The 16,202-nt window shown below is 69.0% G+C and carries 13 protein-coding genes; 8 read left to right on the top strand and 5 right to left on the bottom strand.

From position 1 onward, the window contains the following. Positions 1-7: 7 nt before the first annotated feature. Complete coding sequence (locus tag ACTOWL_RS24265; RefSeq protein ID WP_441323857.1) at positions 8-1,864, bottom strand: ABCB family ABC transporter ATP-binding protein/permease; 1,857 nt, start codon at positions 1,862-1,864, stop codon at positions 8-10. A 195-nt stretch (positions 1,865-2,059) separates the two neighbouring features. On the opposite strand from ACTOWL_RS24265, the gene ACTOWL_RS24260 reads away from it, so the two are divergent. After that, the gene (locus tag ACTOWL_RS24260; RefSeq protein WP_441323856.1) at positions 2,060-3,754 is read left to right on the top strand and encodes a L,D-transpeptidase family protein; all 1,695 of its coding nucleotides are present in this window, start codon (positions 2,060-2,062) and stop codon (positions 3,752-3,754) included. A gap of 328 nt (positions 3,755-4,082) precedes the next feature. Further along, the gene (locus ACTOWL_RS24255) at positions 4,083-4,619 is read left to right on the top strand and encodes a DUF882 domain-containing protein (protein ID WP_441323855.1); all 537 of its coding nucleotides are present in this window, start codon (positions 4,083-4,085) and stop codon (positions 4,617-4,619) included. A gap of 59 nt (positions 4,620-4,678) precedes the next feature. On the opposite strand, the gene ACTOWL_RS24250 is transcribed toward ACTOWL_RS24255, so the two are convergent. The 3 genes from ACTOWL_RS24250 to ACTOWL_RS24240 all read right to left on the bottom strand — a co-directional run bounded on the left by ACTOWL_RS24250 (position 4,679) and on the right by ACTOWL_RS24240 (position 6,878). After that, positions 4,679-5,395 carry a metallophosphoesterase family protein gene (locus ACTOWL_RS24250; protein ID WP_441323854.1) on the bottom strand — a complete coding sequence of 239 codons (717 nt, stop codon included), beginning with the start codon at positions 5,393-5,395 and terminating at the stop codon, positions 4,679-4,681. Positions 5,396-5,421: 26 nt separating this feature from the next. Beyond that, positions 5,422-6,120: a nucleotidyltransferase family protein gene (locus ACTOWL_RS24245; RefSeq protein WP_441323853.1), complete on the bottom strand. Its 699-nt coding sequence runs from the start codon at positions 6,118-6,120 to the stop codon at positions 5,422-5,424. Positions 6,121-6,257: 137 nt separating this feature from the next. Continuing rightward, positions 6,258-6,878, bottom strand: a complete 621-nt coding sequence (locus tag ACTOWL_RS24240) for a DapH/DapD/GlmU-related protein (protein ID WP_441323852.1) — start codon at positions 6,876-6,878, stop codon at positions 6,258-6,260. 125 nt (positions 6,879-7,003) lie between these two features. On the opposite strand from ACTOWL_RS24240, the gene ACTOWL_RS24235 reads away from it, so the two are divergent. Then, a complete protein-coding gene (locus ACTOWL_RS24235; protein WP_441323851.1) occupies positions 7,004-7,891 on the top strand; it encodes a LysR family transcriptional regulator in 888 nt (295 codons plus the stop codon). Positions 7,892-7,894: 3 nt separating this feature from the next. Here ACTOWL_RS24235 and ACTOWL_RS24230 read toward each other — a convergent pair whose 3' ends face one another. Beyond that, positions 7,895-8,836 (bottom strand): ribose-phosphate diphosphokinase, encoded by a 942-nt coding sequence (locus ACTOWL_RS24230; protein ID WP_441323850.1) that lies wholly within the window; start codon positions 8,834-8,836, stop codon positions 7,895-7,897. A 363-nt stretch (positions 8,837-9,199) separates the two neighbouring features. Here ACTOWL_RS24230 and ACTOWL_RS24225 point away from each other — a divergent pair, with 363 nt between their 5' ends. The 5 genes from ACTOWL_RS24225 to ACTOWL_RS24205 are packed head-to-tail and all read left to right on the top strand — an operon-like array spanning position 9,200 to position 16,144. Continuing rightward, positions 9,200-10,756: an ABC transporter substrate-binding protein gene (locus ACTOWL_RS24225; protein ID WP_441323849.1), complete on the top strand. Its 1,557-nt coding sequence runs from the start codon at positions 9,200-9,202 to the stop codon at positions 10,754-10,756. After that, complete coding sequence (locus ACTOWL_RS24220; protein WP_441323848.1) at positions 10,756-11,703, top strand: ABC transporter permease; 948 nt, start codon at positions 10,756-10,758, stop codon at positions 11,701-11,703. Before ACTOWL_RS24225 ends, ACTOWL_RS24220 begins: the two co-directional genes overlap by 1 nt. A gap of 6 nt (positions 11,704-11,709) precedes the next feature. Next, positions 11,710-12,525 (top strand): ABC transporter permease, encoded by an 816-nt coding sequence (locus tag ACTOWL_RS24215; RefSeq protein ID WP_441323847.1) that lies wholly within the window; start codon positions 11,710-11,712, stop codon positions 12,523-12,525. Further along, entirely contained in the window at positions 12,522-14,123 is a 1,602-nt protein-coding gene (locus tag ACTOWL_RS24210) for an ABC transporter ATP-binding protein (protein WP_441323846.1), read from the top strand. Before ACTOWL_RS24215 ends, ACTOWL_RS24210 begins: the two co-directional genes overlap by 4 nt. 23 nt (positions 14,124-14,146) lie before the next feature. Beyond that, positions 14,147-16,144 (top strand): CocE/NonD family hydrolase, encoded by a 1,998-nt coding sequence (locus ACTOWL_RS24205; RefSeq protein WP_441323845.1) that lies wholly within the window; start codon positions 14,147-14,149, stop codon positions 16,142-16,144. Positions 16,145-16,202 lie beyond the last annotated feature (58 nt).

Below are 16,202 nucleotides of genomic sequence, written 5' to 3'. Positions count from 1 at the left end.
GACGCCGTCACGACGCCGCGACCATCTCCGGGTCGCGGTTCGGCCGGTCCGGGACCACCAGTTCGCCGCGCTCCGCCGCCTCCTGCTGCCGGCGCCACATCTCGGCGTAGCGGCCGTCCTCGGCCAGCAGCTGGGCGTGGCTGCCGCGCTCGGCGATGCGGCCGTCGGCCAGCACGATGATCTCGTCGGCGTCGATCACGGTCGACAGTCGGTGCGCGATCACCAGCGTGGTCTTGCCGCGGCTGACCTCGCGCAGATTGGCCTGGATCTCGCGCTCGGTGTTGGTGTCGAGCGCCGAGGTCGCCTCGTCGAACAGCAGGATCGCCGGGTCCTTCAGGATGGTGCGGGCGATCGCCACGCGCTGCTTCTCGCCGCCCGACAGCTTCAGGCCGCGCTCGCCGACCTTGGTCTCGTAGCCGTCCGGCAGGCGCAGCACGAAGTCGTGGATGCGCGCCATCTGGGCGGCCGCCACCACCTCCTCGTCGCTCGCGCCCGGCCGGCCATAGGCGATGTTGTAGCGGATGGTGTCGTTGAACAGCACCGTGTCCTGCGGGACGATGCCGATGGCGGCGCGCAGGCTGGACTGGGTGATCTCGCGGATGTCCTGCCCGTCGATCCGCACCGACCCGGCGGTGACGTCGTAGAAGCGGAACAGCAGGCGGCTGATGGTCGACTTGCCGGCGCCGGTCGGGCCGACGATGGCGACGGTGTGGCCGGCCGGCACGGTGAAGGTGACGCCCTTCAGGATCGCCCGACGAAAGTCGTAGCCGAACTCGACATCGGTGAAGCCGACCGTGCCGCCCTGCACCTGCAGCGGCTGGGCGCCCGGCGCATCCGTCACCTCCTGAGGCACGCCGAGCAGCGAGAACATCTTCTCGATGTCGACCAGCGCCTGCTTCACCTCGCGATAGACGAAGCCGAAGAAGTTCAGCGGCAGGTACAGCTGGATCAGATAGGTGTTGGCCAGCACGAAGTCGCCGAGGGTCAGCCGGCCCTCGACGATGCCCTGGGCCGCCATCCACATCACCGCGGTCAGGCCGATGGCAATGATCGCGGCCTGCCCGATATTCAGCAGCGACAGCGACACCTGGCTGCGCACCGCCGCGCGCTCGTAGCGGATCAGCGACGCCTCGTAGCGCCGCGCCTCATGGTCCTCGTTGCCGAAATACTTGACCGTCTCGAAGTTCAGCAGGCTGTCGATCGCCTTGGTGTTGGCCTCCTGGTCGGTCTCGTTCATCTGCCGGCGGTACTTGGTCCGCCATTCCGTCACCCACAGGGTGAAGGCGATGTAGAGGACCACGGTGGCCAGCGTCACCAGGGCGAACCACAGGTCGAGGATCCACCACAGTACGGCGACGACGAACAGGATCTCGACCAGCGTCGGCAGGATGTTGAACAGCATGAAGCGCAGCAGCGTGTCGATCGCCGCATTGCCGCGCTCGATCGCCCGCGACAGGCCGCCGGTCTGGCGGTCGAGATGGAAGCGCAGCGACAGGGCGTGCAGGTGCTGGAAGGTGGCGAGGCCGGTGCGGCGGATGGCGCGCTGCGCCACCTTGGCGAAGATCGCGTCGCGCAGCTCGCCGAAGGCCAGGCTCAGCACCCGGGCCGCGCCATAGGCCAAAATGACACCGACCGGCAGGATCAGCGGCAGCCCGCCCTTCACCGACAGGGCGTCGATCGCGTCCTTGTAGAAGATCGGGGTGTAGACGCTGGCGACCTTGGCCGCGACCAGCAGCAGCACCGCCAGCACCACCCGGGCCCGCATCTCCAACTGGCCGGCCGGCCAGAGATAGGGGGCGAGCGAGCGCAAGGGGTGTCGACCCTTGGCGGCGTCGATGACGGAAGGGGGCGTGGCGGCGTTCATGGTGCGTACCCTAAGCGGGCGGCCGGCGGGCGGGAAGGGCAAAGCCACCGCTAGCCTTTAGGTGCATATTGATAAAATTGAATGATTATGTTGCTATGCGGCAACGCTGTGTGACTTTCACGATCGCATCACGGCAAAAGGACTCCTCTACACCCCGTGCCGCGCTACGTATCTGAAGATTGCTGGAGAGTCCCGATGCGACGTCTCGTTGTCCCGATCCTGTCCCTGCTGCTCGGCGCGGCTGCCCTGCCGGCCGCGGCACAGGCCGGGCTGACGCCGGCGGCCGCGTCGCTGGACGCATCCTCCCTCTCCGACCCGCGCGCCGCCATCGAGGCGGCGATCGGCGACGGCGACGGCGACACGATCACCATCGGCGGCGTGGTGCTGAAGGCGCGCGAACTGCGCGGCCTCTATGCCGGCCGCGGCTGGTTCCCGCTGTGGATCGACATGGACGGGCGGCTCGACCCGCGCGTCGGGCCGATCGTGGCGCGCCTGGCCAAGGCGCGGGAGGAGGGGCTGGTCCCGTCCGACTACCATGTCGACTCGCTGCGGGAGCTGGTCCGCTCCGCCGATGCCGACGACGTCGTCGCGACCGAGATCCTGCTCAGCGCCGCGGTGATGCGCTACGGCGTCGACGTCCATGCCGGCCGGCTAGTGCCGCGCGAGATCGACAAGACCTTCGACATCACGCCGAAGCCGGTCGACCGGGCGGCCCTGGCCACCGCCGCGTCGATGCTGCCCGATCCGGACAGGTTCCTGGCCGATCTGGCGCCGAAGCACGCGCTGTATCAGCAGTTGAAGGGCGCGCTCAGCGGCTTCGAGACGCTGGCCGAGGCCGGCTGGCCGACCATCCCGGCCGGCGAGAGCCTGCGGCCGGGGCAGGAGAGCGACCGGGTGCCGGTGCTCCGCGCCCGCCTCGCCGCCACCGGCGAGCTCGTCGGCGATCCGGCCGACCAGGGCCGGCTCTTCGACCCGCAGCTGGTGGCCGCGGTCGAGCAGTTCCAGACCAAGCACGGGCTGAAGCCGGACGGCATCCTCGGCCGCGGCACCCTGGCCATGCTGAACCGGCAGGGGCCGGATCGGATGAACCAGATCGTCGCCAGCATGGAGCGGCTGCGCTGGCTGCCGGACGATCTCGGCCCCGACTACCTGATGGTCAACATCGCCGCCTTCACCATGGACGTCGTCGCCGACGGCCAGCTGGTGCGCAGCATGGACGTCGTCGTCGGCCAGTCCAAGAACCAGACGCCGCTGTTCAACAGCGCCCTGACCTATCTCGAGTTCAACCCGACCTGGACCATACCGCCCTCGATCGCCGCCAAGGAGTATCTGCCGAGGCTGCGCAACAACCCGGGCTACCTCGCCAGCCGCAACTACCGGCTGTTCTCCGGCTGGGGCGGCGGCTCGCGCGAGATGAGCGCCGACTATGTCGACTGGTACGGCATCGGGTCCGGCACCATGCGGTCGCTGCGCATCCGGCAGGATCCGGGGCCGGGCAACGCCCTCGGCAAGGTCAAGTTCATGATGGCGAACAACTGGAGCGTCTACCTCCACGACACGCCGTCGAAGAGCCTCTTCCAGCGCGCCGACCGCGCCCTGTCGCATGGCTGCGTGCGGCTGCAGGACCCGATCTGGCTGGCCGACTATCTGCTCGACGGATCGCCCGACTGGTCGCCGGCACGGCGGGAGCGGGTGATGGGCAGCTGGACCCCGACGACTCGGATCAACCTGCCGGCTCCGATGCCGCTCTACCTCGTCTACCAGACCGCATGGATCGATCAGAGCGGCGAGGTGGCGTTCCGCGACGACATCTACGGCATCGACGCCAAGGTCATCGCAGCGCTCCAGGCCCGTGAAACCCGGCGCGAACAGCTCGCATCTTCACGCTGAAATCCTCGTACGATTCAAGCGTTGCTCCAAAGGGCGGCCGAATTTCGGTCGCCCTTTTTTATTTGTCCTTGATGATTTCGAATGGGTGTAAAATCTGTATTATGTTTTTCGGCAGTTTTACTTTGCCTTTCACTAAAAGTGCGACAGATCTACCACAATGTTGCCGTTATGTCACAGAGTTTCTTTGTAAATCTGAGAAGAAACTGTTGATTCCCGCTTCGCCCTGCCTCACAAAGGACGCCATCGAACGCCCGGCGCCCAGTATAGGCGTGTAAAGCGTCAGAAATGCCGGATGCGCGGTTAGTGAAGGTTAGGAGCAGCGGGAACGATGCAGAGACGGCAATTCCTGAGGATGTCGGCCGGGGCTGTCGCAGCCGTCGCCGTCGCGCCAATCGCACCACTCTCAGCCCTGGCCGCCACCAATCGACGAACACTCCATCTCTACGACGCCCACAATCTGGTTGAAATCAAGGAAGAGTACTTCGTCGACGGCTGGTACAATCCGGACGTCCTGGCCAAGTTCAACTACTTCCTGCGCGACTGGCGATCGGACGAGGTCCGGGTGATGGACCCGAAACTGCTCGACATTCTCAATTCGCTGCAGCGCAAGGGCGGGTCGGACGAGCCGATCCATGTCGTCTGCGGCTACCGCTCCCGCGCCACCAACGCCATGCTGGCCCGCCGCAGCCGCGGCGTCGCGCGCAACTCCCTGCACATCCAGGGCCAGGCGGCGGACATCTTCATGCCGAATATGAGCCTGTCCAGCCTGCGCCGGAACGCGGTCGGGTTGCAGGCCGGCGGTGTCGGCTACTATCCGCGCTCGAACTTCGTCCACGTCGACACCGGCGACCTCCGCACCTGGTGACGCCGCAGTAATCGACGGGCAGGGGCCGCCGCAGGGCGGCCCTTTCCGTTGGGACCCGCTCACAGCTCGATCAGCGCGTAAGGCCGGCCGCTCGGCTTCTCGATCGCCCAGGCGACGTTGTAGACCGGCGCCCCGGCGGGGGTGTGGCCCTGATACACGCCGCGATGGGCGTGGCCATGCACCACCGCGCTGACGGTGAAGCGGTCGATCGTCTCGGCCAGGCGCGAGGAGCCGAGGAAGGGATAGATCTCCAGCGGTTCGCCCTCGATCGTCTCGGCGATCGGGGCGTAGTGCAGCACCACCATCGCCCGCTGCGTCTTCACCGTCCGCATCGCGTTCTCCAGCCGCATCGCCTCGGAGACGGCCACGGCGACGAACTCCTTGGTCTCCGGCTCGCCGAAGGAGCCCAGCATCCGGCGGCCGAATCCGCCGGCGAAGCCTTTGACCCCGACGAAGCCGACTCCGTCCAGCTCGACCGCGCTGCCATCCAGCAGGTGCAGCCCGGCCTGAGTCAGGACCGACCGGACCTCGTCGACCTCGCCGCCTTCATAGTCGTGGTTGCCCAGCACGCCGATCACCGGAATCGGGCAGGCGCGCAGGTCCTCCGCCAGCCGCTCCGCCTGCCGGATCGTGCCGGTGTCGGTCAGGTCGCCGCACAGCACCAGCGCGTCGGCCGCCTGGGCGATCTCGCCGAACATCTCGCGCAGGGGATCGGACTGCTCCTTGACATGGATGTCGCCGATCGCGGCGACGGTGAATTTGCCGTTCTCCGCCATGGGTCGGTCCCGTTCTCTGTCTCGTGTCATGCGTCACGCCAGTCGCCCTCGCCGCCGACATCGGCGAAACCCCATTCCTCGACCGCCGTGGCGTAGTCGATCCGCGACAGCATCCGGCCGCGGCAGACCTTCATCTGCGGCGGCGGCAGGTCGAGCTGGTGGCGCAGCCGGTCCATCAGCTCGTCCATCAGCCAGCGCGGCACCCGGTTGCGCTCGGTCGGATAGGCCCAGCGGAAGTTGAGCAGATGGACCAGCAGCATCTCCCAATGCAGCTCCATGTAGCCGAGCAGCCGCTGCCAATCGATCTGGTCGTGCTGCTTCAGGATGACATGGATGACATCGGCGCCGTCATAGCGGTGGCGCATCTGGATGAAGGCCTTGGACCAGACCAGCTCGGTCGGGGCGACGATCTGGACCTGGCTGCCGAACACCTCGATCTCGCGGGCGTGCTCGAACCACTGGTCGTTCACCGGCATGGTGCCGTTCGACGAGGCGTAGATCACGTCGAAGAAGTGCCGGCCCTTGTGCACCTTGCCGAGCCAGCGCTCGTCCTCGATCTCGATCGAATAGCCGAGGTCGTGGAACACCCCGAGGATGCGCGGGCTGTCGCCGGCCTTGCAGAAGATGTCGAGGTCCTTGGTCGGCCGCGAGATGCCGGTATAGGCACTGACGGCGTAGGTCCCGGCCAGCAGGAAGGGCAGGCCGGTCGCCGCCAGTTCGCGCAAGGCGTCGGCATAGAACGCCTCGGCCTGCGGGTCGTGCAGCGTCGGCGCGGCGGCGGCGATGATCGACGGAATCGGCCGGTCCTCCCGGTTGCGGCAGCAGGCGTAGCAACAACCGGATGTCGAGGCAGTCGGTTCCGTCAGCCGTCGTGCTTGGCGCAGAACCCTTCGGCGTCGAGCGTCCGGAAATCCTGCAGCGCCGCGCGCAGCCGGTCATGCGGCCAGTCCCACCAGGCCAGCGCCAGCAGCCGCGCCTCCACCGCCTCGGTCACCCGGCGGCGGATCGGCCGGGCCGGGCTGCCGGCGACGATGGTGTAGGGGGCGACGTCGCGGGTGACCACGGCGCCGGCGCCGATCACCGCGCCGGTGCCGACCGTGACCCCGGGCAGCACGATGGCGCCATGGCCGATCCAGACGTCATGGCCGATCGTCACCCGGTGGTCGCGGCGCCAGGCGAAGAAGTCGGTGTCGTCGGTGTCGGCCAGGCCGTAGGCGGAGGAGCGGTAGGTGAAGTGGTGCTGCGTCGCCCGCCAGGTCGGGTGGTTCGGGGCGTTGAGCCGGGTGTAGGCGGCGATCGAGCAGAACTTGCCGATCTCGACGCACCAGGCCATCGACCCGTCCATCAGATAGCTGTAGTCGTCGAGCGTGACCTCGTTCAGCACGGCATGGGCGCCGATTTCGGTGTAGATCCCGAGGCGGCTGCCGGAGACTCGGGCGGTCGGGTTGATCAAGGGCTCAGGCCCCAGGGTCTTGCTGCTCATCAGGCTCTCCGGACGGGTGTCGTATAGAGGTCTAGACAAGTTCGATGACGATTCTGCTGCCGTCCGAGTGACAATCCCGACACCCCCGGCTTGTGCCGTGGGCGGTCTTCCCCTTGAGTGCAGGAATGCCCGCGTCCTCCCATCTCGGCCTGCCGCCGCTCAACGCCCTGGTCGTGTTCGAGGCCGCGGCCCGGCTGGCCAATTTCTCCCGCGCCGGCGCCGAGCTCGGCCTGACCCAGAGCGCGGTCAGCCGCCAGATCCTGAAGCTCGAGGCCTTCATCGGCGGCAAGCTGTTCCAGCGCGCTCCGTCCGGCGTCAGCCTGACCCCGCTGGGCGAGAGCTATGTCGCCGAGGTCCGCCGCATCCTCGGCGACCTGGTGGCGGTGACGCATGGCGTGCGCGGCTCGGCCGGGCCGCGCCAGGTGACGCTGGCCTGCTCGCACGGCATCGCCGATCTCTGGCTGATGCCGCGGCTGCAGGCGCTCGACGCCGCCCTGCCGGGGATCGAACTGCGGCTGCGGGTGACCGACGACGTCCAGCATCTGCGGCTCGACGAGTTCGACCTCGCCATCTTCTACCGGCGCGAGCGGCCGTCCGGCGTGGCGCTGCATGTGCTGGGCACCGAGGAGATCGTGCCGGTCGCGGCGCCGGGCCGGCCGGCGCTGCAGGACGACCCGGCGCCGACCCTGCTGGCGATCGAGGATTCGCTGCGCGAATGGATGGGCTGGCCGCACTGGTTCGGTGCCGCGGCCATGGCTATGCCGGCAAGGGCACGGATCTGGCGGCTCGGCTCCTACGCCCTGGCGGTGCAGGCGGCATCGCAGGGGTTGGGGACCACGCTGGGCTGGACCTGGCTGCTGCGCGACCAACTGACGTCGGGCGCGCTGGTGCCGGCGCATGGCTTCCACCTGCGCTCGGAGGGGTCGTTCTACCTGATGCGGCCGCTGGACCGGCATGTCCGCCGGGTGGTGCGCCAGGCGATGGACTGGCTGGTCGCCAGCAACGCCGGCTAGACGCTAGGCGTGGAACAGTTCGCTGACCGATTCACCGGCATGGATCCTGCGCATCGCCTCCGCCATCGCCGGCGCGATCGACAGCACGGTCAGCTTGGGATGGTGCGCGGCGCCGTTCACCGGCACGGTGTTGGTGCAGACGATCTCCAGGATGTCGTCCTGGCCGCCCAGCCGGTCCAGCGCGCCGCCGGAGAACAGGCCGTGCGTGCAGGCCACGCGGATCGATCGGGCGCCCTGGCGGCGCAGATGGCCCAAAAGCTCCAGGATCGTGCTGCCCTTGGCGATCTCGTCGTCGATGACGATGACGTCCTTGCCGCGCACCTCGCCGATGATGGCGCTGATCTCGACCCGGTCGTTCTCATAGCGCTGCTTGGCGCCCATGGCCACGCCCGCCCCCAGCAGCCGCGCGAAGGCGGTCGCTTCCTTGGCATAGCCGAGGTCCGGCGAGACCACGACGGTGTTGGCCATGTCGTAGCGGCGGAAATGGCCGGCCAGCTCGCGCAGCGCATGCAGATGGTCGACCGGCACGCTGAAGAAACCGTGCACCTGCGGCGAATGCAGCGTGGTGGTCAGCACCCGGCCGGCGCCCGCCGCGACCAGCAGGTCGGCCACCAGCCGCCCGCCGATCGAGATCCGCGGCGCATCCTTCTTGTCCGACCGGGCATAGGCGTAATGCGGCATCACCACGGTGATGCGCGACGCCGACGCGCCGCGGGCGGCGTCGATCATCAGCAGCAGCTCGACCAGATGCTCCTGCACCGGCGGGCTCAGGGTCTGGACCAGGAAGACGTCGCGTTCGCGGCAATTCGCCTGGAGCTGGACCCCGAGGCAGTCATTGGCGAAGCGCTGGACCCGGGAGGGTTGGAGCGGGACGCCCAGCGCGGCGCAGATCTCGGCCGCCAGGGCGGGATGCGCGGTGCCAGAGAAAACAGCGATCTCCGCCATGCGTCCCCCCGGTATCGAATCGATCCGATCGACGCCGACCGTAGAGGGGACGGACAGCCTTGTCCATGTCGCCGGGCTAGGCGTCGGCCGGCCGCGCCCGCATCCGCTGTGCCTTCACCAAGCCGACCACATCCGGCAGACTCACGATTCGACCTCGGGGCAACGAAAGCGCCCTGGATAGGGGCTGCCTCGAGGAGCGGCATCGAATCTTGCTCATGAGGTCATGCCCAAAAATCATGTCTGACTTATTGCCGTCATCCACTAGGGTCCGGTTCGCTCAAGGCAGCGCTGATCTCCAGAAGCGCCGCCGTGATCGGACAGGCCGCAAAGGCCGTCCACTTCTCCGCACAACAGGGATCGGTCATGACACGCAGGGACTTCCCGCAATTCGAAACCACGCGCCGCGGCCTGCTGCTGGGCGCCGCCGGCCTCGGATTCGCCGCCGGTTTGGCCGGCCGCGCCTTCGCCCAGGACACGCCGCGCAAGGGCGGCGTGCTGAAGCTGGGCATGGGCGGCGGCAGCACCACCGACAATCTCGACCCGCGGGTGATGACCGACTGGGTGCCGCTGAACCAGGCGTTCATGCTGATGAACGGCCTGGTCGAGATCGACCGCGACAACCAGGCCGTGCCGGAGCTGCTGGAGAGCTGGGAGGCCAAGCCCGGCGCGGCGGAATGGGTGTTCACCCTGCGCCAGGGCGTGACCTTCCACAACGGCAAGGCGCTGACGGTCGAGGATGTGATCTACTCGATCAACCTGCACCGGGGCGAAAGCACATCGGCCGCTCGCGCCATCGCCGAGCAGATCAAGGACGTCCGCAAGCTCTCCGACAGCCAGATCGCGATCGAGCTCGCCGGCGGCAATGCCGACCTGCCGTTTCTGCTGTCGGACTACCACTTCCTGGTGGTGCCGGAGGGCTTCACCGACTGGTCGAAGCCGGTCGGCACCGGCGCCTTCGTCTATGAGAGCTACGAGCCCGGAGTGCGCTCGCGCTTCACCCGCAACCCGAACTACTGGAAGCCGGGCTGCGCCAATGTCGATGCGGTCGAGGTCATCGTCATCAACGACGTTGCCGCCCGCACCAACGCGCTGATGTCGGGCCAGGTCCACGCCATCAACCGGCTCGACTTCAAGACGGTCGACCTGCTGAAGCGCAACCCGAAGCTGCAGATCGTGCAGTCGGCCGGCGGCCAGCACTTCACCTTCCTGATGGACTGCACCAAGGCGCCGTTCGCCGACGTCAATGTCCGGCTCGCGATCAAGCACGCGATCGACCGCGAGCAGCTGCTGAAGGTGGCGCTGCGCGGCTACGGCCAGCTCGGCAACGACCATCCGATCCCGCGCACCGACCGCTTCTTCAACTCCGAGCTGCCGCAGCGCGCCTACGACCCGGACAAGGCGAAGCATTATCTGCAGCAGGCTGGGATGAGCGACCTGAAGGTCGAGCTGTCGGCCTCCGACGCCGCCTTCGGCGGCGCGGTCGACGCCGCCGCCATCTTCCGCACGGCGGCGGCCAAGGCCGGGATCGACGTCTCGATCAAGCGCGAATCCCCGGACGGCTATTGGGAGAAGGTGTGGATGCAGGCGCCGTTCTGCATGGCCTATTGGGGCGGCCGCCCGACCGCCGACCAGATGTTGTCCATCGCCTATGCCTCGGACGCCAAGTGGAACGACACCCATTGGAAGAGCGAGCAGTTCGACAAGCTGCTGCTGGAGGCCCGGTCGCTGCTGGATGACGCCAAGCGCAAGGAGATCTATTGGACGCTGCAGGAGATGATCTCGAACGACGGCGGCGCCATGATCCCGATGTTCGGCGACTATCTCGACGGCGTGTCGACCCAGGTGCAGGGCGTCACCCCGCATCCGATGTTCAACTTCATGGGCGGCCGGCTGGCGGAGCGCGTCTGGCTGGCGGCCTGATGACGGGCCTGATCCTCAAGCGGATCGCGCTCGGCATCTTCACCCTGTGGCTGGTGTCGGTGCTGGTCTTTGCCGGCACCCAGCTGCTGCCCGGCGACGTCGCCTCGGCCATCCTCGGCCAGTCGGCGACGCCGGAATCGCTGGCCGCTTTGCGCCGGGACCTCGGGCTCGAGGTGCCGGCGCTGCTCCGCTACGGCCACTGGCTGTGGGGCTTCGTCCAGGGCGATCTCGGCCGGTCCCTGGCCAACCAGCAGCCGGTGGCGGAGCTGCTGTGGCCGCGCTTCTGGAACACCATGTTCCTGGCCGCCTATGCCGCCGTGATCGGCGTGCCGCTGGCGGTGGGGCTGGGTATCCTGACCGCCGTCCGCCGCGGCGGGGTGTTCGACCGGCTGGTGAACATCGTGGCGCTCGGCACCGTGTCGCTGCCGGAATACTTCCTCGGCCTGGTGCTGATCCTGGTCCTGGCGGTGCAGAACCCGGTGTTCCCCAGCCTGGCCGACGTCTATCCCGGCATGGGCTTCGCCGAGCGGCTGGACGCGACGACGCTGCCGATGCTGACCCTGCTGCTGGTCACCGTCGCCCAGATCATGCGCATGACCCGGACGGCGGTGCTGGCGGTGATGGATTCCGCCTATGTCGAGACCGCCTACCTGAAGGGCCTGCAGACCGGCCGGGTGGTGCTGCGCCACGCGCTGCCCAACGCGGCCGCGCCGGTCGTCAACGTCGTCGCCTTCAACGTCGCCTACCTGATCACCGGCGTGGTGCTGGTCGAGGCGGTGTTCAACTACAACGGCCTCGGCCGCTTCATGGTCGACGCGGTGGCCAAGCGCGACCTGCCGATGGTGCAGGCCTGCGCCATGGTGTTCGGCGCGGCCTATGTGCTGTTGAACATGACGGCCGACATCGCCGCCATCGCGCTCAACCCGCGCCTGCGGCACCCCCGGTAGACGGCCATGAGACGCATTCCCCTGACGGCCTGGATCGGCCTGGCGATCATCGCCCTCAACCTCGCGGCCCTCCTGTTCGGGCCGCTGCTGGCTCCGTTCGGCGAGGAGGACATCCTCGGCGGTCCGTTCGACCCGGCCACCGCGCTGAACTGGTTCGGCCTGGACCAGAACGGCCGCGACATGGTCTCGCGCCTGCTGTACGGCGCGCAGATGTCGATCGGCGTGTCGCTGGCGGCGTCGCTGATCTCCTTCTCCATCGGCCTGCCGCTCGGCTTCTTCGCCGCCCTGCGCGGCGGCTGGGTCGACACCGTGCTGTCGCGGCTGGTCGACACCATCATGTGCGTGCCCGTGCTGATCTCCGCTTTGGTGGTGCTGCAGGCGCTCGGCTCCTCGCTGCCGGTGCTGATCGTGACCATCGCGCTCTTGGACTCGACCCGCGTCTTCCGCCTGGCCCGGATCCTGGGGCAGGGGATCAATGTGATGGAATATGCCGAGGCTGCGCGGCTGCGCGGCGAGGGCGCCTGGTGGCTGATCCGCAAGGAGATCCTGCCGAACGCCGCGGCGCCGCTGATCGCCGAATTCGGCATGCGCTTCTGCTTCACCTTCCTGTTCGTCGCCGGCCTGTCCTTCCTCGGCCTCGGCATCCAGCCGCCCTATGCCGATTGGGGCGGCATGGTGAAGGACAACCAGCAGGGCATCCTCTACGGGCTCTACGCGCCGCTGTACCCGGCCGCGGCGATCGCGCTGCTGACCATCGGCGTCAACCTGGTGGTCGACTGGCTGCTGGCCGGCCGCACCCGGCCGCAGGGAGAGGGGCGATGAGCGACATCCTCACCATCCGTGGCCTGCGGGTCGAGGCGCCGGACGGCACTGTCCTGGTGCACGGCATCGACCTCGATTTGAAGCAGGGCGAGGTGCTGGGCCTGATCGGCGAATCCGGCGCCGGCAAGTCGACCATCGGCCTGGCCGCCATGGGCTGGGGCCGCGGCGGCTGCCGCATCGCCGGCGGCACCGTGGCGATCGGCGGCCAGAAGGTGACGGGAGAGAGCTCGGCCGGCCGCGCCCGGCTGCGCGGCGCCCGCATCGCCTATGTGGCGCAGAGCGCGGCCGCCGCCTTCAACCCGGCGCTGACCATCGGCCGCCAGGTGCTGGAGGGCCCGCGGCACCACCGGACGATGGGCAAGGCCGAGGCGCGCGCCTGGATGCTGGAGCTGTTCCGGGCGCTCGACCTGCCGGAGCCCGAGCGTTTCGGCGACCGCTATCCGCACCAGGTCTCGGGCGGGCAGCTGCAGCGCGCCATGGTCGCCATGGCGATGTCCTGCCGCCCCGACATCCTGGTGCTGGACGAGCCGACCACGGCGCTGGACGTCACCACCCAGATCGAGGTGCTGGTCCTGCTGCGCCGGCTGATCCAGCGTTCCGGCACGGCGGCGCTCTACATCAGCCACGACCTCGCCGTGGTGGCGCAGATCGCCGACCGGATCCAGGTGCTGCGCCACGGCAAGCCGGTCGAGCTCGGCCCGACCGAGCAGGTCCTGGAAGCGCCGCGCGAGGACTACACGCGCCGCCTCGTCGGCGAGCGTCAGGCCAGCCTGTCCGGCGAGCCGCGCCGGCACGAGGGCGGCGAAGTGCTGCTGACCGTCGACGGCATCTCCGCCGCCTATCACAAGGTGCCGGTGCTGGCCGACATCTCGCTGTCGCTGCGCCGGGGCGAGACCCTGGCAGTGGTCGGCGAATCCGGCTCGGGCAAGTCGACCCTGGCGCGAGTGATCACCGGCCTGCTGCCGCCGACCGCCGGTTCGGTGCGGCTGGACGGGCAGCCGCTGCCGTCCTCCTACACCGCCCGCAAGCGGGACCTGCTGCGCCGGATCCAGCTGGTCTACCAGCTGCCCGACGTGGCGTTGAACCCGCGCCAGAATGTGGGCGAGGCGATCGGCCGGCCGCTCGGCTTCTATTTCGGCCTCAAGGGACGGGAGCAGAAGCAGGAGGTCGGCCGGCTGCTGGGCTTGATCGGCCTCGACCCGGATTTCGCCGAGCGTCTGCCCGGCGCGCTGTCGGGCGGGCAGAAGCAGCGCGTCTGCATCGCCCGGGCCCTGGCGGCCAAGCCCGACCTGATGATCTGCGACGAGGTGACCTCGGCGCTCGACCCGCTGGTGGCGGAGGAGATCCTGCGCCTGCTGCGCCGGCTGCAGGACGAGCTGGGTGTCGCCTATCTGTTCATCACCCACGATCTCGGCGTGGTCCGCCGCCTGGCCGACCGCACCGCGGTGATGCAGCGCGGCCGGGTGGTGGAGCAGGGGCCGACGGCGGAGATCTTCACGCCGCCCTTCCACGACTACACCGGCCGCCTGCTCGCCTCCGTCCCCGAGCTGCGCCGCGACTGGCTGGACCAGGTCCTCGCCGCGCGCGCCACCGCCTGACCGCCTTCATGGGAGACCCCGACATGCCGATCCGCGTCGAGGAGAACATCTGGATCCCGCTGGCCGACGGCACCCGCCTGGCCGCCCGGCTGTGGCTGCCGGAGGGGGCGGAGACGGCGCCCGCGCCCGCCGTGCTGGAATACATCCCCTACCGCAAGCGCGACGGCACCCGCGGCCGGGACGAGCCGATGCATGGCTGGTTCGCCGGCCAGGGCTATGCCGCCATCCGCGTCGACATGCGCGGCAGCGGCGAGTCCGACGGCCATATGGCGGACGAGTATCTGAAGCAGGAGCAGGACGACGCGCTGGAGGTGATCGCCTGGATCGCGGCGCAGCCCTGGTGCACCGGCGCCGTCGGCATGATGGGCAAATCCTGGGGCGGCTTCAACGCGCTGCAGGTGGCGGCGCGCCGGCCGCCGGCGCTGAAGGCGATCATCACCGTCTATTCGACCGATCACCGCTACTCGGACGACATCCACTACCAGGGCGGCTGCCTGCTGACCGACAACCTGTGGTGGGGCGCCATCATGCTGGCCTATCAGGCCCGGCCGGCCGACCCGGCGATCGTCGGCGAGGACTGGCGCCGGCAATGGCTGGAGCGGCTGGAGCGGCTGCCCTTCTTCCCCGCCCTGTGGCTGCGCCACCAGCGCTATGACGAGTACTGGAAGCACGGCTCGGTCTGCGAGGACTGGTCGGCGATCCAGTGCCCGGTCCTGGCCGTGGGCGGCTGGGCCGACAGCTACACCAACGCGGTGCCGCGCCTGCTGGCCGGGCTGCAGGTGCCGCGCCGCGGCATCATCGGGCCCTGGGGTCATGTCTATCCGCAGGACGGCGCGCCGGGTCCGGCGATCGGCTTCCTGCAGGAGGCGCTGCGCTGGTGGGACCAGTGGTTGAAGGGCCACGACACCGGGGTGATGCAGGAGCCGATGCTGCGCGCCTTCGTCGAGGGCTGGAACCCGCCGGCAGGCAGCCGGGCCGAGACCGAGGGCCGTTGGGTCGGCGAGGCGGAGTGGCCCAGCCCGGCCATCGCGCCGCGACGCTGGATGCTGAACGCGCCGGGCGCGCTGGCCGATTCCGCAGGCCCGGAGGCCGAGATCCTGGTCCGCTCGCCGCTCAGCCACGGCAAGGCGGCCGGCGAATGGATGGCCACGGGCTGCTCCGGCGAGTTGCCGGTCGACCAGCGCCTCGATGATGGCGCCGCGCAGCTGTTCGACACCGCGCCGCTCGACAAGCCGGTGGAGATCCTGGGCGCGCCGGAGCTGCTGCTCGACCTCGCCTCGGATTCGCCGGTGGCGCAGCTGGCGGTGCGGCTGTGCGACGTGGCGCCGGACGGGCGCTCCGCTCGGGTCAGCTACGGCGTGCTGAACCTGACCCATCGCGACGGGCACGAGGCACCGGCGCCGCTGGAGCCCGGCAAGCGCTATCAGGTTCGGGTGAAGCTGAACGATTGCGGCCACCGCTTCCCGGCCGGCCACCGCATCCGCATCGCCGTCGCCACCGGCTATTGGCCGACGGTCTGGCCGGCGCCGTACCCCGCCACCCTGACCCTACGGGCCGGCCCCAGCCATCTCGACCTGCCGGTGCGGCAAGGCGGGGCAGGGGTCGCCTTCGAGCCGCCGGTGCGCGGCCCGGCCGCGCCGGCCACCCAGCTGTCGTCCGGCACCATCCGCCGATATTCGGTCCAGGACCATGTGACCGGCGAGACCACCTATGTCACCGAAGGCATCGGCGGCCTGTTCGGCGAGGGCATCCTGCGCTTCGACGAGATCGACACCGTGGCCTCGCACAGCCTGAAGCGCGAGCTGGTCATCCGCGACGACGACCCGCTGTCGACCCGCTACGTCCTGACCCAGTCCTACGAGATGGGGCGCGAGGGCTGGCGCATCCTGATCGAGAGCCGGTCGGTCCTGACCGCCGATCTCGACCGCTGGCACCTGACCACCGAGCTGACGGCGAAGGAGAACGGCCAGGTCGTGACCGAGCGGTCCTGGTCCGAGGACATCCCGCGCGACCTGGTGTGATCCGAGGTGCTCACCGTCATGGCCCCATCCGGCGGCACCCGGCCCCTGGCGCAGCCGA

Origin of the sequence: Inquilinus sp. CA228 (assembly GCF_052078665.1) — a bacterium.
Classification (GTDB): Bacteria; Pseudomonadota; Alphaproteobacteria; order DSM-16000; family Inquilinaceae; genus Inquilinus.
The sequence above is the reverse complement of the archived record's forward strand: the minus strand, read 5'-3'. Positions and strand labels throughout refer to the sequence as shown.